Below are 25,944 nucleotides of genomic sequence, written 5' to 3' on the forward strand. Positions count from 1 at the left end.
TTTATTGTTACCCCGTTGTTAATTTTAAACTAGTATAAAAAAAATGGAGTTATTGTGTTATAGTATATAATAAAATTAAACTCATAACATTTTTTTGTAAAGCTAAGGTTTTTGTTGTTTTAATCTTGATTATTTAGGTTAGATCCACTTTTTGTTATCTGTTAAAGTGTTTGCATCAACGGTTTCAGGCTTACATACTATAAATATAATATACAGCGGTTTTATTAGTTTATAAGTTTAAGTTAAGGGAGAAATGCAAAAAATAATTAGGGTTACTACAGTACCAATATCATTAGGAAAACTGTTGCAGGGACAATTAAAATTTATGTCTCAATATTATGAAATTGTTGGAGTAGCAAGTCAAGGAAGAGATCAACTAGATCTAGTTACGCAAGATGAGGGTATACGTGTTACCCCTGTAGAAATGACTCGAAAAATTACTCCTGTACAAGACCTGAAAGCCGTATATAAACTCTATAAAATTTTTAAAAAAGAAAAACCTGATATTGTACATAGTCATACTCCAAAAGCAGGAACGTTATCTATGATTGCCGCAAAAATGGCGGGAGTTCCTCATCGGTTACATACTATTGCAGGATTACCATTATTAGAAGCCAAAGGAGCAAAGAGAATGCTGTTGGATACAGTAGAAAAAATAACCTATGGTTGTGCAACTAAAATTTATCCTAATTCATCAGGCCTCAATACCATTATCTTGGAGAATAAATATACGTCTTCAAAAAAATTAAAAGTGATAGGTAATGGAAGCTCTAATGGTATAGATACATCTTTCTTTGATCCAGAATTATACTCTGATGAAAAAAGTGAAGTATTATCAAAAAAACTAGGTATTACTCGTGATGATATTGTAATCATATATGCAGGTAGGCTAGTAACCGATAAAGGAATTAATGAATTAATTCAAGCTTTCGAGAAAATTAATAAAAGTGTAGATAATGTAAAGCTTCTTTTGGTAGGAACATATGAGAATGATTTAGATCCATTATTATCAGAAGTGCAAGAAGAAATAGATACAAATTCTAATATTATCATGGTGGGGTGGCAAGAAGATGTAAGACCTTATTTCGCAATATCTGATATGTTAGCATTTCCTAGTTATAGAGAAGGGTTTCCTAATGTGGTAATGCAATCTGCATCTATGGGATTAGCCAGTATTGTAACAGATATTAATGGATGTAATGAAATTATAACAGAAGGAGTAAATGGTACTATAATTCCTGTAAAGAATACAAAAATGTTGCATGATAGTATTATGAAATTAATTGAAGATGATGAACTAAGAAAGAAAATGGCTAAAAATGCAAGAAATTCTATAACCAGTAGGTATGAACGCAAGTATGTGTGGAAAGAACTATTGAAGGAATATCAATCGTTGCTTAACTGAAAGAATGTTTTCTTAATTACCATGTTATAAAGTGAATATAGCTTAAGAAGATAACGACAAAAAAATGATCATGCGATTCTATTCAATCCCTAAAATCATAAAAACACACAGATGAAAACAAAACTACTTTTATTACAAAAGAGATTTTTAGTTTTTTTTAATGATAAAAATAGAAAAGGGATAATTCAAATTATTAAAGAAGTTCTTGTTTTTTGGATAATAAAACAAGAATTGCCTTATTTCTATTTTGGAAAATTCTTATACAGAAAAGATGTTAAAAACTATAAAGACTATTTAAGTAGTAAAGAAATAGATAAAATAACACTTTCTACAAACCTACATCATTTTCAGTATGCTTCTTTATTAAGAAATAAATTGGCTTTTTCATATTATATGGAAAGTAATAATATGCCAGTACCTTCCTTACTTAGTCATAACCTGAAAGGTAGATTTTATTATCAATCCAATCTACAACAGGTTAATACTGTAGAAGATTTGTGTGATTTTTTTAAAAACTTGTTTGAAGTTACAGGGAAAACAAAAGTATTTGTTAAATCCATCATAGAAATGGGAGGAACAGGAGCATACCTTATAACTAAACAAAATCTTGAAAAAGAAATCAAGGCGTATGGATTCTATATACTGAATAATGATTGTATTCATCAAGAAGTGATAGAACAACATCAAGGGATCAATAAGATATATAAGCATAGTGTAAACACTATTCGATTTGACACCTATTTAGATAAGAATAATACAATACATATTCTTTCTGCTTTTATGAGGTTTGGTAGAGGAGGTAGTGTTATAGATAATGGTAGTCTAGGAGGCTTTTATATCTCTGTAGATATAAATAAAGGAACGCTTAGAGGCAAAAGTCATCAGTTGATGAAATATGGAGGTGAACAGTTACATGCACATCCTGATACAGGTATTGTTTTTGATGATTATGAAATCCCATATTTTAAAGAATCCTGTGAATTAATAAAACGAGCTGTTTCTTTTATTCCTGATCGTATTATAGGTTGGGATATTGCAATTGGAACAGATGGTCCTATAATTATTGAAGGTAACGATAATAATTCTTTTGTTACTCCTGATATTGCCTACGGTGGATATCTGAAACACCCTGTTTTTAAGGAAATTATGGAAGAAGCTTAGATTAAGTGAAGAGTGTGAAAAGTATGAAAATATCTGAAATAATAAGAAATAAAGCATTTTGGAGTATTGATGCGCTAACAGGAGGGAAAAAACGACATCATTATAATGATATTAAGTTTATTCTAGAGAATCCGGTATCTCAAAAAGCGATTGATTTCAAAGCGAGAAACTTACAAAATGTCTTAGAACATGCGATAGCCTCTACTCAAAATTATCAGAAGTATAAAACATATAACTCTTTAGAAGATTTTCCTGTCGTGAATAAAAATATTATCAGAGATAATTTTGAAAATTTTCAGTCTAAAGAATATGTCAACCTACCTAAGTTTACTGTAAGTACCAGTGGATCTACAGGAACACCATTTAAAGTATATCAAGATAAGAGAAAAAGAGTAAGAAGTATTGTGGACACCATTTTTTTTTCAGAAATGGCGGGTTTTAAGATTGGATATAAGCTTACTTATTTTAGATTATGGAATGCGTTTGAAAAAAAAGGTAAGTTTACCCAATGGGTTCAAAACCTCATACCGGTTGATGTATTCGAACTAAGTAAAGAGAGCGAAATTCAGAATATCCTCAATACATTATCACAAAGTAAATCATCTAATAGTTGGTTAGGATATGCTTCTGCGTATGAAGAGATATGTAAGTATTTGGATAAAAACCCATCATTGAAAGTAGCTTATACTTTAAAATCAGCAATTGCTATATCAGAGCGATTAAGTGATTACACAAAACAAGCAATGAAAAAATATTTTAACATTAATATCATTTCCAGATATTCTAATGTAGAAAATGGAATCATTGCACAACAGCTGTTAGAAGAGGATTTTTTTAGAGTCAATGAAGCTAGTTATTTTGTTGAAGTCCTAAAGTTAGATTCTGATGAGCCTATAGAAGATGGCAAACCAGGCAGGATAGTAATAACCGATTTGTTTAATTACTGTATGCCTATGATTCGATATGATACAGGAGATATTGGGGTTAAGAATACTATAAAATCAAAAATAGTATTATCTATAATCGAAGGAAGAAAAATAGATGTTATTTACAATACAAAAGGAGATATTATAACCATCAACCTGGTTTTACTAGTTAATAAATATCCAATGCTAAAACAATGTCAACTTATTCAGAAATCCGTAGGAAAATATCACCTCAAATTAAACATAGAAAAGGAGTTTATACGAGAAGAAGAGTTTCTTAGCGAATTTAAAGTGTATTTGGGCGAAGATGCCAATATATCAGTAGAATATGTAGACGAAATTCCGTTACTTGCATCTGGAAAAAGAAGGGTAATGGTTAACGAAATGATTAATTCATAATTAGTAAAAAGTACAAATTATGTATAAATTATTTATCAAAAGAAGTTTAGATTTTTGTGCAGCATTGAGTGTGCTATTTTTTATTTCACCCATTTTTTTATTATTGATTATTTTTTTAGCACTAGCAAATCGTGGTAAGCCATTTTTTGTGCAAAGGAGGCCCGGTAAAAATGAAAAGATTTTTAGTATCATAAAGTTCAAGACGATGAACGATAAAAAAGATGTTAATGGGGAATTATTACCAGATAAAGATAGGATAACTAGTGTGGGAGCATTTGTAAGAAAAACATCTTTGGATGAGATTCCACAATTAATAAATGTTCTGAAAGGTGAAATGAGTTTTATAGGGCCAAGGCCATTACTGATAAGATATTTACCTCATTATAAGAAAGAAGAACAGATAAGACATTCTGTTAGACCAGGAATAACTGGTTTGGCACAGGTTTCGGGTCGAAATATACTTAATTGGGATGACAGACTAGCAATGGATGTAAATTATGTAAATAATGTTTCTGTATCATTAGATTTGAGAATTGTTATCAAAACAATTAAAAATGTATTGACTTCCAAAGATGTAGTAGTAGATCCCAATTCGATAATTTTAGATTTAGATGAATACAGAACAAAAAATTAATTGGGCAATATTGGTAACCGGATGGGGACGTAATGCCAAAGATACGATTGAAGCTTTTAATGATCAAAAATTTAAGAAAAGCAAAATTTCTCTGGTTGTATATGAAGAAGAACCGTGTGGTGCAGCAGAGATAGCCGAAGAAACAGGGATAGAAACATTACAATTGTTTAAGAAAGATTTTTCCAACCTCGGGACTTATCAAATAAAATTAATTGAAGAACTTAAGAATAGAAAAATAGATTATGTATTTATGCTCAATTATAAATATATAATCAAGCAAGATATGTTGTCTGCCTTTCCCGATAGGATAATTAATATACATCCATCAATTTTTCCTAGTTTTTTAGGAACAAAAACAGCAATTCAAGATGCATTAGAATATGGAGTTAGGATTACAGGAATTACAACACATATTATTGATGATAAGTTAGATGAAGGAATAATTTTATGTCAAACTCCTATAAAAGTTAAGAAAGAAGATACTTTTGATACACTATATCCCAAATTTGCAAAAAAAGGAAAAAAAATAATCATAAATACCATTCGTCTGATAGAAGAATTACATTTTCAATAGATCCATACCAATGAATGAAAATATAGAAATAATACCTCTTACCAAAAAAATGTTAAGAGAAGGTATTACACAGAATACCTATTGGAAGGGAGATCTAAATCCGTTACCTAAAAGTAAGGCACTATGGTTAGTGTCTAGTCCTAGAATAGAAGATGATGATTATTGTGGAATTGTTAGTTATGAGAATGACAAAATGATTTCGTTTATTTTTATGTTCCCTGATTTTCTTAATGATCAACAAAAAACAAAAGTGTATTGGATGATATCATGGTGGGTAGATAAAAAATATAAAGACACAATACTAGGTACTTATATATATAATGAAGCTGTCAATATAGCAGGAAAACAGATTTTGATAAAATCATATGCAGAGAATGTAAGTGCATTTTATGAGAAACAACCTTTTACAGTAATAACATCTAGGTTAAGGCATACTATCTTTTTTAGTTTAGATGCCTCTATGCTTATAGCAAGGTTTGGATTCTTAAAATCATTTAAGTTTTTTTTAAAGAGATTTGATAGTGCAGTCGGAGCAATAATAAGGTCTATCAATACTTCAAAAATAAAGAGTAGAACCAAAGAACTTACCTACGAATATATAAATCACCTTGATGATATAACTTGGGAGTTTATTCAACCGTTGTGTGAAAAAGACTTAATATACAAAACGAGAGAATATATAAACTGGCACATAAGTAGTATACAATATATACAAACACCAGTTGTTGATAAACTTCCTTATAAATCACTACAAACAGGAGTAAGCAACAATATTTATATCTATAATGTGAAAATTATGATAAAAGATCAAATTATTGGTTTTTTATCCTACGTAGTCAATTATAATGAATGCAATATTAAATATTTTTTGGTAAAAGATGAAGAGTACTATGATCTCTGCGTAGATGCATTAATAGAGAATTTTACTCACAAGAGAGCTAAATTTATTTTTACTGATGACACTAAGTTATCAGATTGTATAACAAAACGATATAAGACTATTTTTACGCATAGAGTTATGAAAAAAGGATTAGCACATGATGAGACTAAACTCGATTTTGAAAATTCGAATATGTTAAATAGAGATGGTCATTTTTATTAAATCAAAAAGATGAAATTTGTAAAAGCACTACAAGAATCAATTGAAAATCATTTTACTCATAATGTTTTATGTATAAATAATACCTTTTATACATATAAAGATTTTGCTATTGAAGTTTCTAAAATTAGGAATGCGATTGTCAATACTATTGAAGATTCTGAAAAGTTAATTGGTTTAGTAACGAATGACGACTTACAAACTTACGCTAGTATTATTGCACTATGGTTTGAAGGAAAAGCATATGTTCCTGTAAACCCTTCTACACCAATTGAGCGTAACCATAAAGTATTTGAATTAACAGATACGCGATATGTTATTGATTCTTCAAAAAAATCAATTTATCAAAATTATATGGTTATTGCTTCTGCAACATTAGAGGATGTAGAGATTAACCTGAATCCCAGAGAAGTTTCTGACGATCAATTAGCATATATATTGTTTACCTCTGGTACCACAGGACTTCCAAAAGGAGTTCCTATTACTTTTAATAATGTTGATGCATTGGTAAATGCAATTGACGCTGAGCCAGAATTTAATCTGGTTTCTACAGATCGGTGTTTACAAATGTTTGAGCTTACTTTTGACTTTTCAGTAGTAACTTACATATTTCCGTTTTTGTCTGGTGCTTGTATTTATACGATACCAAAAGGAGCAATCAAATATTTTTATGTTTTTAAACTTATAAAAGAACAGAAGCTTACTGTTCTTACTATGGTACCGTCAATTATAAACTATCTGCGACCGTATTTTTCCGAAATCAATGCTCCAGATGTAAGATATTGTAGTTTTGGAGGAGGAGCTTTACATAGCGATATTGCTAAAGAATGGAGTGATTGTCTTCCAAACTGTAAAATGTTTAACTATTATGGCCCAACAGAATTCACAGTCTATAGTGGCTTTTATCCATATCATAAAGAAACTCATCAAAAAGCTCATAATGGAATAATAGCTATAGGAACACCACAAAAAGATACATTATATCTTGTCGTTGATGAAAATAATAATGAAGTGCCTTTAAATGTTACAGGAGAATTATGTTTGGGCGGCCCACAGATAACTCCTGGGTATTGGAAAAATGAGGAACGAAATACTCAAAGTTTTTTTGTTAGAGAAGAAAATGGAAAAAGTATACGATATTACAAAACTGGAGATCTTTGTCTAAAAGATGAAGAAGGAGATTTTTTATATGTGGGTAGAGCAGATTTTCAAGTAAAAATTAGAGGATATAGAGTAGAGTTGGCAGAAATTGAATTTCATGCAAAAGCAAAATCAGAAAGAAAAGCCAATATAGTAGCTCTAGATATTATCAATAATCTGGGTAATGCAGAATTAGGTCTTGCAATCGAGTCTGAAGAATTTGATACCGATGATATATTTGATTATATGAAAACAAAAATGCCAGACTATATGATTCCTGGACATGTTAGATTCATAAAAGAATTTCCGCATAGTATTAATGGGAAAATTAATAGAAAAGAGTTAAGAACATATTTTGACATAAATTAAGTAATGATGAATAAAGAAGAGATTTTATCAAAGGTAAAAGATGCTTTCGTATCTGTATTAGAGCATGATAATTTTAAGCTTACAGATGAAACTACAGCAGATGATGTAGACGGATGGGAATCGATAACACACATGATGATTATTTCAGAGATAGAAAAATCTTTTAATATTAAATTTAAATTAATGGATTTAATGAATATGAATAATGTTGGAGATTTAATCAAAACAATAGAATCTGAATTGTGAATACTGTAAAGAAATTATCACAAATTTTGATATGATATAACTGTTTAATATACTTGTTTTTAGTATTTTAGGAAAATAAGGAAAAGTTAGATGAAATATTAGAAAGTCATATTTGTTAATATTGAATAAGCTTACTATTGATTTGTAAGAAATAAAAATGGAAAAAACCCTCATTATTGGAGCCTCTGGCCATGCCAAGGTTATAATAGAAACCATAGAACTCAATAATAACTATGAAATTTATGGTCTTATAGATACCTTCAAACCAAAAGGAAGTAAATTATTAAGATATGAAGTTCTTGGGAAAGAAGAAGATATCCCTAGTTTAATAAAACAAGGCATTAGAAAAGGAATTATTGCTATTGGAGATAATTGGGTGCGATATCAAATGTATTTAAAAATAAAAAAAATAGCTCCTGATTTTGAGTTTATTAATGTAATTCACCCATCAGTTGTTATTAGCCCAAGTGTTATCTTGGGAGAAGGATCGGTGATATTAGCTTCAGTAACAATTAATGCAGAAGCGCAAGTAGGAGATTTTTGTATTTTGAATACAGGTGTTAATCTTGGACATGATAGTATTATGAAAGAATTTTCTAGTCTTGCTCCCGGAGCTACTATTGGAGGTAATGTGTATATAGGAAAAGGTACAGCAATATCACTAGGAGCTAATATAATACAAGGGATCACTGTAGGTAACTATAGTGTTGTAGGAGCAGGATCGGTTATTGTGAATAATATAGACGATTATAAATTAGCCTATGGAGTTCCTGCAAAAGAAATAAGAACATTCAAAAAAGGAGAACGGTATTTATCCGGCCTTTGGGGAGAAGAAAAAAAGAAAAGTTAAGAATACATACGCTATTCCTTTTATTGTCAAAATAAATATATTTATGTTAGAATACTATTTGTGAACATAAAAATAATATGAATTAAAATATATGTACAACCCCTATATAAAAAGAATGTTAGATTTTGTGCTTTCATTCTTTGGTATCACATTGTTATCACCTGTTATACTAATGCTGGTTTTAATATTAGTGATTGTGAATAAAGGAAAGCCTTTTTTCTTTCAGTTACGACCTGGGAAAAATGGTGAACTTTTTAAAATTATTAAGTTTAAGACAATGTCAGATTTGAAATCCGGAGATGAGCATAATGAACATAATGTATCCCGTATAACCAAAGCAGGAGCATTTATTAGAAAATATTCATTAGACGAAATATTACAACTCATTAACGTCCTTAAAGGAGATATGAGCTTAATTGGTCCGAGACCTCTTTTGGTTGAATATTTACCTTTATATAATGATGAACAACAAAAAAGACATGATGTAAGACCAGGAATAACAGGATGGGCTCAGGTAAAAGGAAGAAACGCAATATCTTGGAATCAAAAATTTGAATATGATGTTTGGTATGTGAAGAATCTAAATCTTATCTTAGATATTAAAATTTTGTTCCTGACTATCAAGAAAGTAATTATTAAAGAAGGAGTTAATGTTGACCAAAATATAACCATGACAGCTTGGAAAGGGAATAACCAAAACTAAAACTTTTACATAAGTTATTTAGAACAATATATAAGTCACACAACCAACAAATCAACTTAAATATAGTAATGAGTAAAATTAAAATAACTAAAAAACCTAAAAAAATAAGGATATATGGAGCTGGTGGTCATTCTCAAGTAATACGAGAGGTGTTAGAAGAGAATGGTTATGAAATAACAGAAACTTATGATGATGAACCCTCTGGTCGCCACTATGCCTCTAAAAATGTAGCTTCTGGAGTTAGAAAAAATCTAAAAGATTTTCCTCATGAAGGACATCCATTAATTATAGCGGTAGGAATAAATAGAGAAAGAGCAGATATTGTTAGATTGCTAAAGAGCGATTTTGATAAAGCAATCCATCAATCCGCAATTATAGCTCCAACTGCAAAAATAGGAGAAGGTACTGTTGTTTTTGCTGGAGCAATAATTCAACCCAATACGGTTATTGGAGAACATGTAATTATAAACACCGCTGCAAGTATAGATCACGATAATGTTATTGGAAATTTTGCACATATTTCTCCCAAAGCAGCCTTATGTGGTCATGTAGAAGTAGGAGAAGGTTCACATGTGGGTGTAGGTGCAGTTGTAATACCGAAGGTTAAAATAGGGAAATGGTGCACTATTGGGGCAGGGACAGTAGTTTTAAAAGATGTACCAGATTATTCTACAGTTGTTGGTAATCCTGGTAAAATAATTAAAACAAAACTTAGCGACTTGAAATATGGTAGTAAACCAAAACCATCAGAAATCACCTTTGTCGGATCAGGAATTTCATCATCCTTCACTATTTTACATTTTTTAGACCTTATTGAAGGGCATAAAGGAAAAAGGAAAATTAATATTAGTATTATAGATAAATATCGCGAATTTCACACTGGGATACCATATGGTTCAAGGTCTGGTTTTTCGGTACACCTTATAACATCTTTAAAAAACTTTTTGCCAGAACCAGAGTTAGGAAAATTTATTAAATGGCTTAATAATAATAAGAATTGGCTATTAGACGAGTTAAAAAAAGATGGAGGAACCTTATCTGCAGAATGGATTGTTAAAAATGAAGATAAAATAAAGAATAATGAATGGGAAGACCTTTTTATACCACGTCGCTTTTTTGGATGGTATATCAATGAAAAAGTGAATAATAAACTAGAAGAATTTAAATCCAAAGAATTAGTTGATGTAAATTATATCAATGCAGAAGTAATCGATATAAAAAAAACAGAAAAGGAGTATGAGTTGTTTTTAGATAATGAAGATACTATTGTTTCTGAAAAAGTCATAGTATCTGTTGGTTCTCTACCAGTTAATTATCTTTGGAAAAATCAGGATATAATAGAAGATGATAATTTACTTTTTGTTAATGATCCGTATAATATCGAGTTGAAAGTAGCATTAGAGAGAATAGATAATTTTTTAGATAAGAATCCAGACAAAAAAGCTAATGTGCTTATAGTAGGAGCTAATGCGAGTGCATTAGAGTTACTTTATAAGTTAAATGATATTGAAAAAATAAAATCTGGGATAAATAAATTTATCATCCTTTCTACTCAAGGAGTATTACCAGATGCAGTTATCGATGAAGAACGAAAAAGGGAATATACGCCTTTTAACTTACAAACATTAGCTAAAGAAAAGAATATTACTGCAGAAATTGTAGCTGAAGCAGTATTTAAGGATTTAGATTATGCAGATCAAATTCATCTTGGAGCAGCATCTACAGTGGATAGTATATCAAAAGGTTTTGGTGCTTTATTGTATAAATTAGATTCTGAAGAACTAAAAAAGTTTGCTTGTCGCTATGGTAATGAAATAGGAAGAAGGCAACGATGTGCTGGATTTCATTATTCTAAAACCGTTGATAAACTAAAAGAGGAAAAATGTTTTGATCATATTGCAGGGAGATTTAGTGATGTTAAAAGAACTGCTAAAGGAGAATATTCTTTAGAATATTTAGATACAAAATCTGGGGAAAATAGAATCTATGAAGATTCTATTAATATAGTGATTAATTGCGTAGGTAGTACAAATTTATCCAAACAGAATATTCCTAAATTATTAAAAAACCTAATAGAAAAAGAATATTGTAAACCTAATGATTCTAAGATAGGATTTAAGGTTAATCAACAATTAGAAGCTTCTGATAATTTACATATTATTGGACCATTACTTGCAGGAAATGTGTTTGAAGGGAAGGCTGTGTGGCATGTTGAACATTGTGGTAGAATTATATGGTTATCACAAATGTTATCTAAAAAAATGAATGATTACTTTTTTAAGAATACTGAATTAGAAGAAAAACTTATATAGTACTAATAAACTAAACAACCATATTTAACTAATATTTTTACAAATTGGAGCAAAATTACAAACTATTAATAAAAAACCTTGATGAAAGTTCAGACATCATAGAATATAAGACACTTCTTCAAAAAAAATGGAACAATAATGTATATTACTCAACTGAACATTTGTTGCATTTTGAGAAGAACTCTGACAAACTGAAATACTTTTTGTTTGAAAAAGATAATATACCTATTATCCTAATGCCTTTTGTTTTTAGAGAAATAAAAGTCAAAGATCAAAAACATCCATATTTTGATGTTATAAGTCCATACGGCTATAGTGGTCCCTTATTTAATAATCCCATACCAGAAGAAGATATTGCCCAATTTTGGAACCATGTTGACAGATGGTATAAAGATAATAATGTAATAACAGAGTTTATTCGTTTTAGCTTAAATGAAAATCATACAAGATATTCAGGTTGTTTAACTAAAACATTATCAAATGTAAGAGGTTGTCTTTTAGAAAATTTTGAAGATCAATGGATGTCTTTCTTACCAAAGGTTAGAAACAATTACAGAAAGGCAATAAATTTCAATCTAGAATTTAAAGTATTTCATAAGCATGAAATAACAAAAGATATTATTAAAATCTTTAACGATATCTATGTTAGTACTATGAATCGTAATAATGCTGATCGTATTTATTTTTTCTCCAATGATTATTTTGAAAACCTAATATTGTCAAACTTAGATAATATTTCTATAGCTATTGCATATTATGAGAACATTCCTATTTCGATTGAACTTATCATTGGTTATAAGGAGACTATTTTTGCATTTCTTGGAGGGACAAACGCTGAATATTTTAGTTATAGACCGAATGATTTTCTTAGAGTGAAAATAATAGAATGGGCAATTAAAAATCAGTTTAAAAACTATGTTTTAGGAGGAGGAATGAAAGATGGTGATGGGTTGTATAAAAATAAAAAATCACTTTTCCCAAAGGATGAAGATGTGATTTTTTATACGGGCAGAAAAATAATTAATGAAAAAATTTATGATGAATTATGCCTGATAGCAAATGCAGACTATAACTCTAATCATAAAGAGAATGTAAAAGATTATTTTTTCCCTTTTTATAGGTCAAGTATATAAAAAAGGTATGGATAGATTATTTCTTTGAACTTTTAGAAAAGTAATAACTATCATAAAAAATGAAAAACAATTAATTAAACATAATTATGACCAGAGGCTAGTGAATAGTTCTGATGCAGTTTATCAAATTTTCTTTATTGTTAATTATTTAATACCAAGATGAAGTAAAGAAATATTTATCATTAAAAAAGAGATTAGTTTTAAAAAGATTATACAATTTTTTTTAAATGATTTAGTTAGTGTAAGGATCTATGTAAAATATCGTCATTTAAAGAGGTGTACTATAAAACGCTGCCCTATGATAGATCTTAATAGTTAAGTTTAAAACATATTTGTTTGGAAATTATAGAAGATAAAAAGAGATGGGGAGATTTGCTCTCTGAAGTAGATAGGTACGATTTTTATCATACTTACGATTATCATCATTTATCTAAATCTGATGAAGAAAAGCCAATTCTTGTTTGGTATGAGGATAAAGGTAAAATTATTGGTTTACCATTGTTAATCCGAAAAATTTTTGATACTAATTACTTTGATGTAACTTCAGTTTATGGTTATGCTGGACCTATATCGAAGAATATAGATTCATCATTTGATAACGAAAAATATCAAAATGAATTGCACCATTTTTTTCTAAAAAATAATATAGTATCAGTGTTTACTCGGTTAAATCCGTTTGTGAAAAATCAAGAAATTGTATTGAATGGTATAGGAGAAATAAAACAATTAAGCCAAATTGTTACCATAGATCTCTCAAAAGAAGTAGATATTCAAAAACATTTCTTTTCTAAAACAACTAAGAGATATATTAATAAAGCAAGAAAACTTTGTTTTGTTAAAACAGGCCGATCAAAAGAAGATATAAAAATATTTATGGAACTGTATTATGAAAATATGGATAGGGTCAAGGCAAAGAAACACTATTATTTTAATGAAGACTATTTTCATGAGTTTATTAATAGTGATGATTTTGAAACCGATATTCTATTTGTCAGCCATAAAGAAACAGAAGAAGTTATATCTGCCGCAATGATGGTGAAATCTAAGGATGTTATTCATTACCATATATCAGGCACCAAAAATGATTTTTTATATTTAACTCCGATACGTTTGCTTATCGACGAAGCGAGAATCCAAGGAACCAGAGATGATTATAAGTATTTTAATTTAGGTGGAGGATTAGGAAGTACAGAGGATAATCTTTTTAAGTTTAAATCTTCTTTTTCTAAAGATTTTGAAAACTTCAAAATTTGGAAATACATTGTAAATGAACAGGTATATGATCAATTGTCTTGCAAATATGTAAACGGAAAAGATAAGAATGATTTTTTTCCTGAATATAGAAATCTATAACTTTTTGAATATTGAAATTTCATAGAAACCAATACTAATTTCTAGTTAGTTTTTTTATCGATGTCGTTTTTTTACAATCATAGCTTTTTTATCAAGTATATATTTGTAACATGAAAAAAACAGTTATAGCACGATTAGGTGTACAGAAAGAAAGTGTTGAGCAATTTTTAACCTATGCAAAAAAAATGGTTCAGGAAAGTAATATAGAAGAGGGTTGTATAAGCTATAGTTTATATCAAGAAATAGACAATTCTACAGGGTTTATTTTTTATGAAGAATACACAGATATGGATGCTGTTAATACTCATAATTCTTCTAATCATTTTAAAGAGTTTATCTCTCTTGTGTCCTCAATGCTTACATTAGAACCAATAATAGAAGTTTTTTAATTGTTAATCAATAAAACGTCATATAAACCCAATAAAAGTCTAACAAAATATATTGACCGAATTTATGTGTTAAAACAATCGGGAGAATTTAAATTGCCTGCCATTTTACCAGGGGCAGGTTTAGAATTGTTGTTTCATACTCATGAACCATTTCTAATAAATAATCATAAGTGTAATGATGCTCACATCATTTGCCCTAGAAATTCAATACTACATATAGATGATACTAATGATGTTTCTTTTATATCAGTTCGATTTAAAAGTGGAGCTTTTCGTCACTTTTCTTCAATTCCATATTTAGAACTAAACAATCAGTTTGCTTCTGTTGAGGATATTTGGGGCACTAGAGGTAAAGACTTTTTGGAGCAGCTAAATGAGTATCATACTATTCAAAATAAAATTAAAAGTATAGAATCCTTTTTGCTTAAATGTCTGTATGATTACCATGATAAACAAAATAGCAAATGGGATACTATCATGTATTCTCTGTATAAGCAGTATAGTTCAATTTCTTTAAAAGAATTGGCTGCTTATACTAATTTGAGTTACCGTCAGTTTGAAAGGAATTTTAAATCTCAATTTGGGGTTACGCCAAAAAAAATCCAACGAATCATACGATTTGAAGCAACGGTAAAAAAAGTCCTATTAGACAGGGAATCAGGGTACTTGTCCACAGCACTAGATCAAGGTTATTATGATCAAAGCCATTTTATTAATGAGTTTCAGTTTTTTGCAGGAGAAAAACCCACTGATTATTTTATAACAAAGAATTATGATCATCACTTTTATGATAAATCGATAGAAACATCAGAAAGATTTTAGTTTGATACGAAATTAATATTGTTCAAATATTGAGTAATATTCTTTGCTATAAGATCTCTACCATGATTATTCCAGTGCTTATCATAAATTAAAGTAGTAGAATGATCAGAATCTTCAAAAGAAGCAGAGAAATCAATGTAATTAAATCCATTTTTCTTTAAATACGACAAAAATAAAGGACTGGTAATTCGTGAATCTAAAAGAAGTGTAAATCTTTTTTTATCATATCCATACTTGGAAATCAAACTTTTAAAGTTCGCTAGATACTTCATTTCATTTTCTTCTTTAATTCTCAAAATTTCAGCATTATCTATAGGTGCCGTCTTTTTTTTAGGTTTAAGAATATTAATCAATCGATACATTAGTTCCTGAGGAGGATCTAAAATCCCAATACTTTTGCAGTATACTATTAGTTTGCTTTTCTTAAGCATTTTGTTTATAGGAGATTCTAAGGCTAACCGACTATTAACGACCTGGTATTCTGAACGGGTTAAATCGTTAGAGAATTTTATACCTAAAATAATGTGATCAATGAGATCGAATTGAGATGCATATGAGTGTACCAGATGTAGTTGATCAGCAAAGTCATATCCTGCATATCCATATTCATATACTTCTATCTCAGGGAGAGCATTCTCAATTTTTTTACCAATAGAGTTATAGTAATTTTGATGAAATCCTTCTATAAATGAATCTCCAACCAATGCGATTTCTATTTTATCTTTTGTTGGTGTAAATTCTCTATAAGAATTGTATCCTGTAGTATTAATATGATACTCTGAAAAATTTTGCCTCCTGTTTCCGGTAACAGAAAACCCATTTTGATTAGGCTTCCATTTTTCGACTTTATATTCGTCAAGAAATCGAGTAGGGGTATCTTTTCCTAAATGAAAAACACGAACTAATCCTTCTAATACGATTAGTATCAGAAAAACATATAAGATGCTTTTGATTATAAGTTTTTTCATGCGACTTTAAAATTATATCGTTGTTGTCATTATCTATTTTAATTAGAATTGAAAATAAATAAATGACCTATCTATATTATCATCAAAGAATAGTAACATTCCTAAAATTACTAAAGTGTATACAATGAATCTCATGATTCTTGATTTAAACTTAAAGGGAGCACGTTCATCTCTCCTGATTCTAAATTCATACAATACAAAAAGACCTAATAGGATAAAGTAATCTACTATGCGATACCCTAATGGGTGTTGATAGGTTTCATATGAAAAGTTAGAATATATCTGTTCTATAAAGCCAAAAGCATCGGTAATCGATTCAGACCTAAAAAATACTCTAGAGAATGTAACTAATGAAAAAGTGAGTAAAATTTGTAAGATTTCTATTAAAGAGGGAAACCAGCGATTTTCAGCCACAACACTATTCATATAAATACGATTTCGTCCCATTAAGAAAACAGGAATGTATAAAGCAGCATGGATTGCTCCCCATACAATAAAAGTCCAGTTTGCTCCATGCCAAAAACCACTTACTATGAAGATGATAATAATATTTCGAACCGATTTAAGTTTACTTACTCTACTTCCTCCAAGGGGGATGTATACATAATGTCGAAACCAGGTGGATAGGGAAACATGCCATCGCTGCCAGTATTCAGCAACATTTCTGGAAAATGTTGGAAATTTAAAGTTAGACATTAATTCTATACCAAATAGTTTAGCCGTTCCAATAGCGATATCAGAATAACCACTAAAATCTCCATAGACCTGAAAACTAAAAAGCGATACGCCAAGGATTAGAGTAGAAGCAGAATAATCATTGTAGTTAAGAAAAATATCATCTACGATAGGAGCGATAGAGTCTGCAATAACAACTTTCTTAAATAGGCCCCATAATATAAGTTTTAAGCCTTCTGTACATTGTGTGTAGTTGAAAACTCTCTTAGTGGTGATTTGCGATAAGAGATTAGAAGCTCTTTCGATTGGACCTGCTACCAATTGCGGAAAAAAACTAACAAATGTTGCAAATGCAATAAAATTTTTGGTAGGGGATAATCTTTTATAATAAATATCTAATGAATATGACATCGTTTGAAACGTATAGAAAGATATTCCTACCGGTAAAATAATCTGTAATGTCCACGTGTTCTTAAGTTCATATCCAAAAATAGAGAAGAAGTCTATCCAGGAATCAATGAAGAAATTATAGTATTTAAAGAACCCTAAAAGGCCAATATTAAAAATCACACTTATCCACAACCAATTTTTTTTTCTTTGATTAGAATTACTCGTGTAAATGGCTTGACCGACAAAAAAATCAATAATGGTACTTGCAAGTATAAGAAATAGAAATCTCCAATCCCATAAACCATAAAAAATATAGCTGGCAATAAGTATAAATAAATTCTGAATCTGAATTTGTTTATAGAAAATAAACCAATAGAGAACAAAAACGATTGGCAGAAAAATGAAAAAATCTAAAGAATTAAATAGCATTTATACTTTATATAATTATAAAATTCGGGGAAGGATTATGCAAAGAAATATTATGAAAAAATTCATTGCTTCTTGAAGAGTGTAAATTTGTGTATTTAATTCTATAAATCAAATATTTATTAGGTTATTTTTTTATTTCATAAAGAACAATAGGTCTTGTGATTAAAAAGTAGTTGATGAATAGGGGGAAATAACCCTATGTAGAAATAGGTGTTACACCCACTAAATTAATTAATTATTAAGTTATACTTGCACTACTAAAAATAGTTTACAAAAAAGTAATGTAAAAAATGAATTATGGAGATGTATTATATTTATTTTTGCGATGAGATATGATTTTGATTTTAAATTCATTTCTTATTACAAGTAATTTTGTAATATATCTATAATATTTTTCTTACGGGATTTCCGTAATGTAAGACGATATTTAGGTTAACGTGAGTCATTGAACGTTTTTTTTAAGTATTGTGTCTAAAAAATAAGATTTTGAATTGTTAATTGATTTAACTAGACTATTTTAGCAATGAAAATAAGATTTGAAGTAAATTCAAAAAAGGAAGTTCTACCCCCCTTCTTCCAGCGTTTTTTAGATTGTCATCAAAGAGATTTGACTAATGATTATATAATGTAATTATTATGTCAATAGGATATTATTGTTCATTATTAATGGGAAAATTATGAATATAATTGATTCAAAAAAAATATGGCTTTCTTCACCGCATATGGGTGGATCAGAGCAAAAATTTGTCAAAGAAGCATTTGACACGAACTGGGTAGCACCTTTGGGTCCAAATGTTAATGGATTTGAAAGTGATATCGAAAGTTATCTTGGTGAAGATGTTTATGCTGCAGCACTAAGTTCTGGTACGGCTGCATTACACCTTGGGTTAAAACTATTAGGTGTTACTGTAGGTGATGAAGTGTTATGCCAAAGTATGACATTTGCTGCTTCTGCCAATCCAATAGTATATCTTGGAGCTAAACCTGTATTTGTCGATAGTGAAAGGAGCACCTGGAATCTATGTCCAGACCAATTAGAAATAGCAATAAAAGACAGAATTGCAAAAGGTAAAAAGCCTAAAGCAATTATTGCTGTTCATTTATATGGAATGCCATATAATGTAGAAGCTATTCATAAGATTGCTTCAGAATATAGAATCCCAATATTAGAAGATAGTGCAGAAGCTTTAGGAAGTTCTTATCAAGGAATTAATTGTGGAACTTTTGGAGATATTGCAATCCTTTCATTTAATGGGAATAAGATTATTACTACCTCTGGAGGTGGGGCACTTGTTTCTAAAAAACAAGAATATAAAGATAAAGCCATTTTTTGGGCAACTCAAGCCAGAGATAATGCACCTCATTATGAACATTCTGAAATAGGGTATAATTACAGGATGAGTAATATTACAGCAGGTATAGGAAGAGGACAGATGGAAGTTTTGGATACCCATGTTAATAATAGACGTAGTAATTTTGAATTTTACAAAAAGAATCTTGAAGATTCTTCAGAAATAAAATTTTTGGAAGAACCTTCAGGATATCATTCTAATAGATGGCTAACTTGTATAGAAACGAGCTCTTATGAACTAAGAGAAGGAATACGGTTGTCATTAGCAGAAGAAAACATAGAATCAAGACCGTTATGGAAGCCCATGCATCAACAAGCTGTATTTGCAGATTGTGATGCTTACCTCAATGGAATTTCTGATGACCTATTTGATCGAGGCCTTTGCTTACCTAGCGGGTCTAATCTTGAAAAAGATGATTTATATAGAATAGTATCAGTAATTAAAAATGTATTGAGATGATAAAGAGCTACCTTATAAATAATTCGCATAAACACGCATCTAAATGGCTTGTTTTATCTATTGATGTGTTCATTACGATTTTTAATTTCTTTTTGGCGTATGTAATTAGATTTGGGATCACATTAAATTTTGATACCACTAATTTGATATACCAATTACCAATTATAGCAGGCTTATCAACCTTAAGCTTTTTACTGGTAGGATCCTATAAAGGAGTGGTTAGACATACAGGAATGAGAGATGCCTATAACTTGTTTGTTGCTGTAACTATTTTGATTAGTTTAATGGGATTTTTTATGGCATCCAGTAGATTAGCACTCTTGCCAGAATTGTTAAATATTCCTGTATCTATAATTTGTGTACACTATTTATTAAATATTATAACACTTACTACAAGTCGTTTGGTATTTAAATATTGCTACTACTATGTGAAGTCAAAAATAGGAGAAACTTCTAGAATATTGATTTATGGAGCAGGAGATTCGGGATTAATAACTCTTGCAGCGGTAACTAATGATTCTAATAGATCTTTGTCAGTAGTAGGTTTTGTTGATGACAATTCTCAAAAAATTGGTAAAACAATTAATGGAATTAGGGTATATCCTTCGGGAATGATCAACCAAAGCTTTATTACAAAAAACAATATTAAGGAGATCGTTGTATCAATACCGCATATAAGCAAAAAGAGACTCTCAGAAATCTCTGATAATTTACTTAAACTGCAAGTTACAGTTAAAATAATACCAGCAGTAAATGATTGGATTGATGGTAAATTAAAGGTTTCTCAGATTAAAGAAATCCAAATAGAAGACTTATTAGAAAGAGCTCCTATTAATATGGATAATCAGAATATTACGCAAGAGCTTAATGATAAGGTAGTTTTGATAACAGGAGCAGCTGGATCAATAGGAAGCGAAATAGTAAGACAAGCTTCATATTATAGCTATAAACATCTTGTTTTAGTCGATCAGGCAGAATCTCCTTTATATGACTTACAACAAGAACTCTTAAGTAAAGGAGTAACTAATTTTACACCTATTGTTGCTGATATAAGAGATCACCAGAGAGTTGAAACTATATTTGAAGAATATAGACCTAATATGGTTTTTCATGCAGCAGCATATAAACATGTGCCTCTTATGGAGAATAATCCTTGTGAAGCAATTAAGATTAATGTTCTTGGAACTAGGAGATTAGCGGATTTGTCATCTGAGTTCGGTGTAGATAAATTTGTTTTTGTATCTACCGATAAAGCAGTTAACCCTACAAATGTAATGGGAGCAACTAAAAGAGTTGCTGAAATGTATATAAAATGTATTAATAAGACCAGTGAAACTAAATTTATCACAACCAGATTCGGGAATGTATTGGGATCCAATGGATCCGTTATTCCATTATTTAAAAAACAAATTCAAAAAGGAGGGCCGTTAACTGTTACTCATAAAGATGTAACTCGTTTCTTTATGACTATACCAGAAGCCTCTCAATTGGTTATTGAAGCAGGAACGATGGGTAATGGAGGTGAAATATTTATTTTTGATATGGGAGAATCTGTAAAGATTTTCGATCTGGCAAAGAAAATGATACGATTATCCGGTCTTAGATATCCAGAAGATATAGATATAAAAATTACTGGCCTTAGACCAGGGGAGAAATTATATGAAGAACTTTTGGCCGATACAGAAAATACATTACCTACATATCATAAGAAAATAATGATAAGTAGGTTTGATGATAATGATTGTGTTTTGGTAAAAGATAAAATAGATGATCTTTGTATCATGAATTTATTGAGTCAGGATTATCAGATTGTAGGGAAATTAAAAGAGATTGTTCCAGAATTTATTTCTAATAATTCTACTTTTGAGAGTATCGATAAAATTAACAAAAGAAGTATTCAAGGTAAGCGAGAAGTTCTTGCATAGAGCTTGATACATTATTATAAAGGTATTAATAGTAAGGGAAGAAATACCTTCATAGCATTTTAGTAAGAGGAGATCGGCTTGTTTAGGGGAATAGACTTGCCAAAATTGTTTATGGTGTTCTTTAACATGCATAAAAGGAAAAATAGTATAGATAAATCAAAATCTCATTGCTAAATTAAATAAAGTTATATTTTTGTAACTCGTTAAAGACTTACTTATAAAGTATTAAAATATGCGATATAGATTTTTGTTGTTATTTGTGGGATTAATATCAGTTTTTTCCTGTAAAGTGCCTGAGAATGTAGTTTACTTTCAAAACTCTGCAAATTTGGAGAATATTTCTTCAACAAATTCTTTTACTTCTGTTTTTAAAGTTGATGATATCGTTGGGATAATAGTTTCAGCTGCTGATATGGATGCGGTAAGACCATTTAATCTAATACAAAGTTCTTCTATATCACAGGGAGAAAGTGGAGGAGGAAATGCTAGTTCGGGAGAACCTACTTATTTAATAAATGAGGAAGGGAATATTGATTTTCCTGTTTTAGGAGAACTAAAAATTGCTGGCTTAACTCGAATTGAAGTTAAGGAAATGGTTAAAGAAAAACTGAAAGTGTATATTAATGATCCTATAGTAAGTGTAAGGCTTAAAAACTTTAAAATTACTGTTCTAGGAGAAGTAAAAACCCCAGGATCTTATCCAATTCCTAATGAAAGAGTTACAGTCATTGAAGCTCTTGGTTTAGCAGGTGATATGACAATTAAAGGAAAAAGAGAAAATGTAATAATCATTAGAGAAAATGAAGGAGTAAATACATACCACCGTGTGGATCTTACTTCTAAATCAATTTTTGAATCTCCGGTATACTATTTAGCGCAAAACGATGTTCTTTATGTTGAACCAAATAATTCGAGAATAAAAGAATCCAAAGCACGTAACAATACCCTAAGTGTAATCATCAGTATCGTTGGTGTTGTTTTATCTGTAGTTACTTTGGTTATAAGATAATAAGTATATGATTTCTAATACCGATAATGCTCCTGCAAAGAGTGCTAATTTTGATTCGTCTTCTGGGTTTAGTTTTAATCTTAGAGATCAAATCATAAAATACCTTAAACACTGGTATTGGTTTGCATTAAGCGTCTTTGTTTTTGTTTCTTTAGCATATGTTAAAGTAAGATATACAATTCCTCAGTATAATGTCTCTTCTACCATTGTGATTTCTCAGGAAGAAAGTATGAGTGAATCTGAGTTGTCTGCATTTAAAGATCTTGGAATATTAGATGATGGACAGAGTAAAATAGAGAATGAGATTCAGATTATTAAATCAAGAACACTATTGACTAATGTAGTTAATAATTTAAAACTAAATGTTCGATATTTTAGTGAAGGAAGAATTTTGGAATTAGAGAGTTATCCAAAATCACTTATTGAAATTAATTTTTTATCAGATGACTCTATAGTGCATAAAAAATCAAAGATCTTTTATGTACGAATTGATTCTAGCACCTCGTTTTCTTTTTTAGATGAAAAAAATCAGAAGCTAAGTGATCATTCTTTTGGAAAAACTATTAGTACTAGTGTCGGAGATATTATTATTACCCCGAGTGTAGATACTATGGAAGCTAATAGTGGTAAGATCATAAAAATTGTAATAGCGCCAGTAAAATTTGTTGCAGAATCGTATAGAAACAGGTTGTCTATCATGTCGGTTAAAGGCTCATCGATTGTTAAATTGTCATTAAACGACCCAGTAAAGGAAAAAGCAAAAGATATTATTAATAACCTTGTAGAAGAATATAACAAGGCAACTGTAGAAAATAAAAAACAAGCTTCGGAAAGAACAGCAGATTTTATAAATGACCGATTAGAACTTATTTCTGGAGATTTAACCCAGGTAGATGACCAGGCGGCAACTTATCAATCCAGAAGAGGTTTAACTAGTAGTGATGTAGGAGTTCAAGCTCAACAATTCTCGAGTTTAGATACTAAAAATTCTCAGGAAATTGCACGATTAAATACACAGCTTTATTTTATAGAATCAATGAGAAAGTTTGTGCTTAGTCAAGAGGGAAAATTTGATCTTGTACCACAATCTAATTCAGGATTTAGTGACCCAACGGTTGCTACCACTATATCAAGATATAATGGATTGATTCTTCAAAGACAACGTTTATTAAAAACTTCGAGTGTAAAGAACCCTGTTGTTGTAAATATAGATCAGCAGATTGGTGGTTTAAGACAGGTTCTGACAGGGAGTTTAAATAGTCTGAAAAACTCAATTAAGGGACAATTACGAAGCTTAAATACGCAAAATCAATATTTTGGAGGTCAAATATATAGCGCACCAACACGACAGAAAGATATTAGAGCTATTGAGCGTGAGCAAACTATAAAAGAACAACTATACCTTTATCTACTTCAAAAAAGAGAAGAAGCAGAAATAAAAAGTCATATCACTCTTTCTAATGCCAGAGTAATAGATAAAGCTTCTACATTGGGATCATATCCAGTATCCCCAAATAGGAAAACAATATATGCAGGAGCTCTTTTCTTTGGTTTGATATTGCCTTTTCTTATTATATATACTTCAGATCTGTTGAATGTAAAAGTAAGTTCAAGAGAGGATCTGGAAAAAGTACTTTCTATGCCAATTATTGGATCTATACCAAAAGTGAAATCTAAAAATAGAATTATGATTTCACAAAATGATAGATCGGGAATAGCAGAAGCATTTAGGATTTTAAGAACTAATCTTGACTTCTTAATGGCAGGAATTAATAAAACGAAAGGGAAGATTATTTTTGTTACTTCTACTATTTCTGGAGAGGGAAAGACTTTAATTTCTTCAAATTTGGCCAAAACTTTAGCTATTTCAGGAAAGAAAGTAGCTTTTTTGGGTACAGATTTAAGAGACCCTAAACTTCATAAGTTTTTTGACTTGCCTAATGGAAAAGATTCTAAAGGACTTACTAATTTTATAATGAATAGCGAGTTAACTCCAGAAGATATTATATATAAAGATAAAGCAGAAGACCCATTTGATATTATACCCTCTGGAGCAATACCACCTAACCCTGCAGAACTTCTAATGCAGGATAGAGTAGATGTAATATTTAAATACCTCGAAGAACACTATGATTATATTATTGTAGATACTGCTCCTGTGAGTCTTGTCACCGATACACTTTTAATAGCAAAACATGCAGATTTAAGTATTTATATCGTAAGAGAAAATTACTCTGATAAAAGAGTGTTACAGGTTCCTGAGAATTTCTATAGAGAAAAACGTTTACCAAATATTGCAGTTTTACTTAATGCTGCAGGTAATAAGGCTGATTATAACTATGGATATGGTTATGGTAAAAAGAATTAAGAAAACTCAATATTGTTTTTCATTAAAGAAGTAATTTTTTTAGAAGCTTTATAATCAAACCCTTTTTCCAGAACTTCCAATTGATGATAGTTGTGTACATCAGTACCCGTAAAATCAATATAACCTAGGTCTATCAGTTTTTTGGCAAAGGATTTTATTTGCTCACCATAATATCCTGACATCGATAATAAGTTAAGTTGAAATAAGAACCCGGATTCTTTTAATTCGTCATATTTTTTTAGATCATCATGATAAAAAGAATACCGTTCTGGATGTGCCAAAATAGGAATGTATCCTGCCAATTTAATTTCGAATAAGATTTCGTTTAGATTAATAGGAGGGGCAAAAGTCGACATTTCGACCAAGATATAATTTTTGTGTAATAGTAAAATGTCATTGTTTTTTATACGTTCATAAAACAAATCGTCCATCATGTATTCTGCACTTGCTTGTAGTTCTATTTTTGTTATCCCAAGAGGAACGAGAACATCTTTAAGTTTTTTTAAATTACTAGTTATTGTTTGCGAAGAATTTGGCCATATGTCCTGCATTATATGAGGAGTAGTAATTACTTTTTTAAATCCAAAATTTTCAAATTGTTCCAGAATATAACCTGATTGATAAATTGTTTTTACTCCATCATCGATACCCGGAAGCAAATGTGAATGAATATCAATGTAGCCATCGGGTACAATTTCTTTAAAAGGAACGTCTTTTTTTGATAAGAACCGCAATTTGATTTTTGTTTTGGGGTGAACGTAAAATATACCTATTATAATAACACTATTAGTGCTTTACAGCAAGTAAAATGCAAAAATAGAGATTTATTATACATAAAAAAACTGTTTAGGATT

Annotated in this window: 22 protein-coding genes; 19 read left to right on the forward strand and 3 right to left on the reverse strand. The window is 29.9% G+C overall.

Going from position 1 to position 25,944, the window contains the following annotated elements:
• Positions 1-253 precede the first annotated feature (253 nt).
• From ATE84_RS14820 to ATE84_RS14890, 15 genes are all read left to right on the forward strand, one after another.
• Complete coding sequence (locus tag ATE84_RS14820; RefSeq protein ID WP_101448699.1) at positions 254-1,405, forward strand: glycosyltransferase family 4 protein; 1,152 nt, start codon at positions 254-256, stop codon at positions 1,403-1,405.
• A 111-nt stretch (positions 1,406-1,516) separates the two neighbouring features.
• Positions 1,517-2,566, forward strand: coding sequence for a sugar-transfer associated ATP-grasp domain-containing protein (locus tag ATE84_RS14825; RefSeq protein ID WP_101448700.1), 1,050 nt, complete (start codon positions 1,517-1,519; stop codon positions 2,564-2,566).
• A 23-nt stretch (positions 2,567-2,589) separates the two neighbouring features.
• Entirely contained in the window at positions 2,590-3,891 is a 1,302-nt protein-coding gene (locus tag ATE84_RS14830) for a phenylacetate--CoA ligase family protein (RefSeq protein WP_101448701.1), read from the forward strand.
• Between the two features lie 19 nt (positions 3,892-3,910).
• Complete coding sequence (locus ATE84_RS14835; protein ID WP_101448702.1) at positions 3,911-4,525, forward strand: sugar transferase; 615 nt, start codon at positions 3,911-3,913, stop codon at positions 4,523-4,525.
• Positions 4,503-5,099 carry a formyltransferase family protein gene (locus tag ATE84_RS14840; RefSeq protein ID WP_101448703.1) on the forward strand — a complete coding sequence of 199 codons (597 nt, stop codon included), beginning with the start codon at positions 4,503-4,505 and terminating at the stop codon, positions 5,097-5,099. The genes ATE84_RS14835 and ATE84_RS14840 overlap by 23 nt, the downstream gene beginning before the upstream one ends.
• A gap of 10 nt (positions 5,100-5,109) precedes the next feature.
• A complete protein-coding gene (locus tag ATE84_RS14845) occupies positions 5,110-6,201 on the forward strand; it encodes a hypothetical protein (protein ID WP_101448704.1) in 1,092 nt (363 codons plus the stop codon).
• Positions 6,202-6,210: 9 nt separating this feature from the next.
• The gene (locus ATE84_RS14850) at positions 6,211-7,707 is read left to right on the forward strand and encodes an AMP-binding protein (protein ID WP_101448705.1); all 1,497 of its coding nucleotides are present in this window, start codon (positions 6,211-6,213) and stop codon (positions 7,705-7,707) included.
• A gap of 3 nt (positions 7,708-7,710) precedes the next feature.
• Positions 7,711-7,953 carry an acyl carrier protein gene (locus tag ATE84_RS14855; protein WP_233195817.1) on the forward strand — a complete coding sequence of 81 codons (243 nt, stop codon included), beginning with the start codon at positions 7,711-7,713 and terminating at the stop codon, positions 7,951-7,953.
• A 157-nt stretch (positions 7,954-8,110) separates the two neighbouring features.
• Entirely contained in the window at positions 8,111-8,803 is a 693-nt protein-coding gene (locus ATE84_RS14860) for an acetyltransferase (RefSeq protein WP_101448706.1), read from the forward strand.
• A 91-nt stretch (positions 8,804-8,894) separates the two neighbouring features.
• Entirely contained in the window at positions 8,895-9,506 is a 612-nt protein-coding gene (locus ATE84_RS14865) for a sugar transferase (protein WP_101448707.1), read from the forward strand.
• A 68-nt stretch (positions 9,507-9,574) separates the two neighbouring features.
• Positions 9,575-11,818, forward strand: a complete 2,244-nt coding sequence (locus tag ATE84_RS26220; protein WP_158237262.1) for a NeuD/PglB/VioB family sugar acetyltransferase — start codon at positions 9,575-9,577, stop codon at positions 11,816-11,818.
• 44 nt (positions 11,819-11,862) lie between these two features.
• Positions 11,863-12,951 carry a GNAT family N-acetyltransferase gene (locus ATE84_RS14875; RefSeq protein WP_101448708.1) on the forward strand — a complete coding sequence of 363 codons (1,089 nt, stop codon included), beginning with the start codon at positions 11,863-11,865 and terminating at the stop codon, positions 12,949-12,951.
• A gap of 336 nt (positions 12,952-13,287) precedes the next feature.
• Positions 13,288-14,304 carry a GNAT family N-acetyltransferase gene (locus tag ATE84_RS14880; RefSeq protein ID WP_233195818.1) on the forward strand — a complete coding sequence of 339 codons (1,017 nt, stop codon included), beginning with the start codon at positions 13,288-13,290 and terminating at the stop codon, positions 14,302-14,304.
• A 110-nt stretch (positions 14,305-14,414) separates the two neighbouring features.
• Positions 14,415-14,693 carry a putative quinol monooxygenase gene (locus tag ATE84_RS14885; RefSeq protein WP_101448710.1) on the forward strand — a complete coding sequence of 93 codons (279 nt, stop codon included), beginning with the start codon at positions 14,415-14,417 and terminating at the stop codon, positions 14,691-14,693.
• Complete coding sequence (locus tag ATE84_RS14890; protein ID WP_101448711.1) at positions 14,694-15,515, forward strand: AraC family transcriptional regulator; 822 nt, start codon at positions 14,694-14,696, stop codon at positions 15,513-15,515. It begins immediately after the preceding gene.
• On the opposite strand, the gene ATE84_RS14895 is transcribed toward ATE84_RS14890, so the two are convergent.
• Positions 15,512-16,483 (reverse strand): hypothetical protein, encoded by a 972-nt coding sequence (locus ATE84_RS14895; protein ID WP_101448712.1) that lies wholly within the window; start codon positions 16,481-16,483, stop codon positions 15,512-15,514. The two genes, ATE84_RS14890 and ATE84_RS14895, sit on opposite strands and share 4 nt — an antisense overlap.
• Before the next feature lie 42 nt (positions 16,484-16,525).
• Positions 16,526-17,977, reverse strand: coding sequence for an MBOAT family protein (locus ATE84_RS14900; RefSeq protein WP_101448713.1), 1,452 nt, complete (start codon positions 17,975-17,977; stop codon positions 16,526-16,528).
• 677 nt (positions 17,978-18,654) lie between these two features.
• On the opposite strand from ATE84_RS14900, the gene ATE84_RS14905 reads away from it, so the two are divergent.
• From ATE84_RS14905 to ATE84_RS14920, 4 genes are all read left to right on the forward strand, one after another.
• Positions 18,655-19,788 carry a DegT/DnrJ/EryC1/StrS aminotransferase family protein gene (locus ATE84_RS14905; protein ID WP_101448714.1) on the forward strand — a complete coding sequence of 378 codons (1,134 nt, stop codon included), beginning with the start codon at positions 18,655-18,657 and terminating at the stop codon, positions 19,786-19,788.
• Entirely contained in the window at positions 19,785-21,713 is a 1,929-nt protein-coding gene (locus ATE84_RS14910; protein ID WP_101448715.1) for a nucleoside-diphosphate sugar epimerase/dehydratase, read from the forward strand. Before ATE84_RS14905 ends, ATE84_RS14910 begins: the two co-directional genes overlap by 4 nt.
• A 328-nt stretch (positions 21,714-22,041) precedes the next feature.
• Positions 22,042-22,722 carry a polysaccharide biosynthesis/export family protein gene (locus ATE84_RS14915; protein ID WP_233195819.1) on the forward strand — a complete coding sequence of 227 codons (681 nt, stop codon included), beginning with the start codon at positions 22,042-22,044 and terminating at the stop codon, positions 22,720-22,722.
• Between the two features lie 7 nt (positions 22,723-22,729).
• Complete coding sequence (locus ATE84_RS14920) at positions 22,730-25,090, forward strand: polysaccharide biosynthesis tyrosine autokinase (protein WP_101448717.1); 2,361 nt, start codon at positions 22,730-22,732, stop codon at positions 25,088-25,090.
• On the opposite strand, the gene ATE84_RS14925 is transcribed toward ATE84_RS14920, so the two are convergent.
• Positions 25,087-25,824 carry a tyrosine-protein phosphatase gene (locus tag ATE84_RS14925; protein WP_101448718.1) on the reverse strand — a complete coding sequence of 246 codons (738 nt, stop codon included), beginning with the start codon at positions 25,822-25,824 and terminating at the stop codon, positions 25,087-25,089. The two genes, ATE84_RS14920 and ATE84_RS14925, sit on opposite strands and share 4 nt — an antisense overlap.
• Positions 25,825-25,944 lie beyond the last annotated feature (120 nt).

This window comes from Aquimarina sp. MAR_2010_214 (assembly GCF_002846555.1).
Taxonomy (GTDB): Bacteria; Bacteroidota; Bacteroidia; order Flavobacteriales; family Flavobacteriaceae; genus Aquimarina.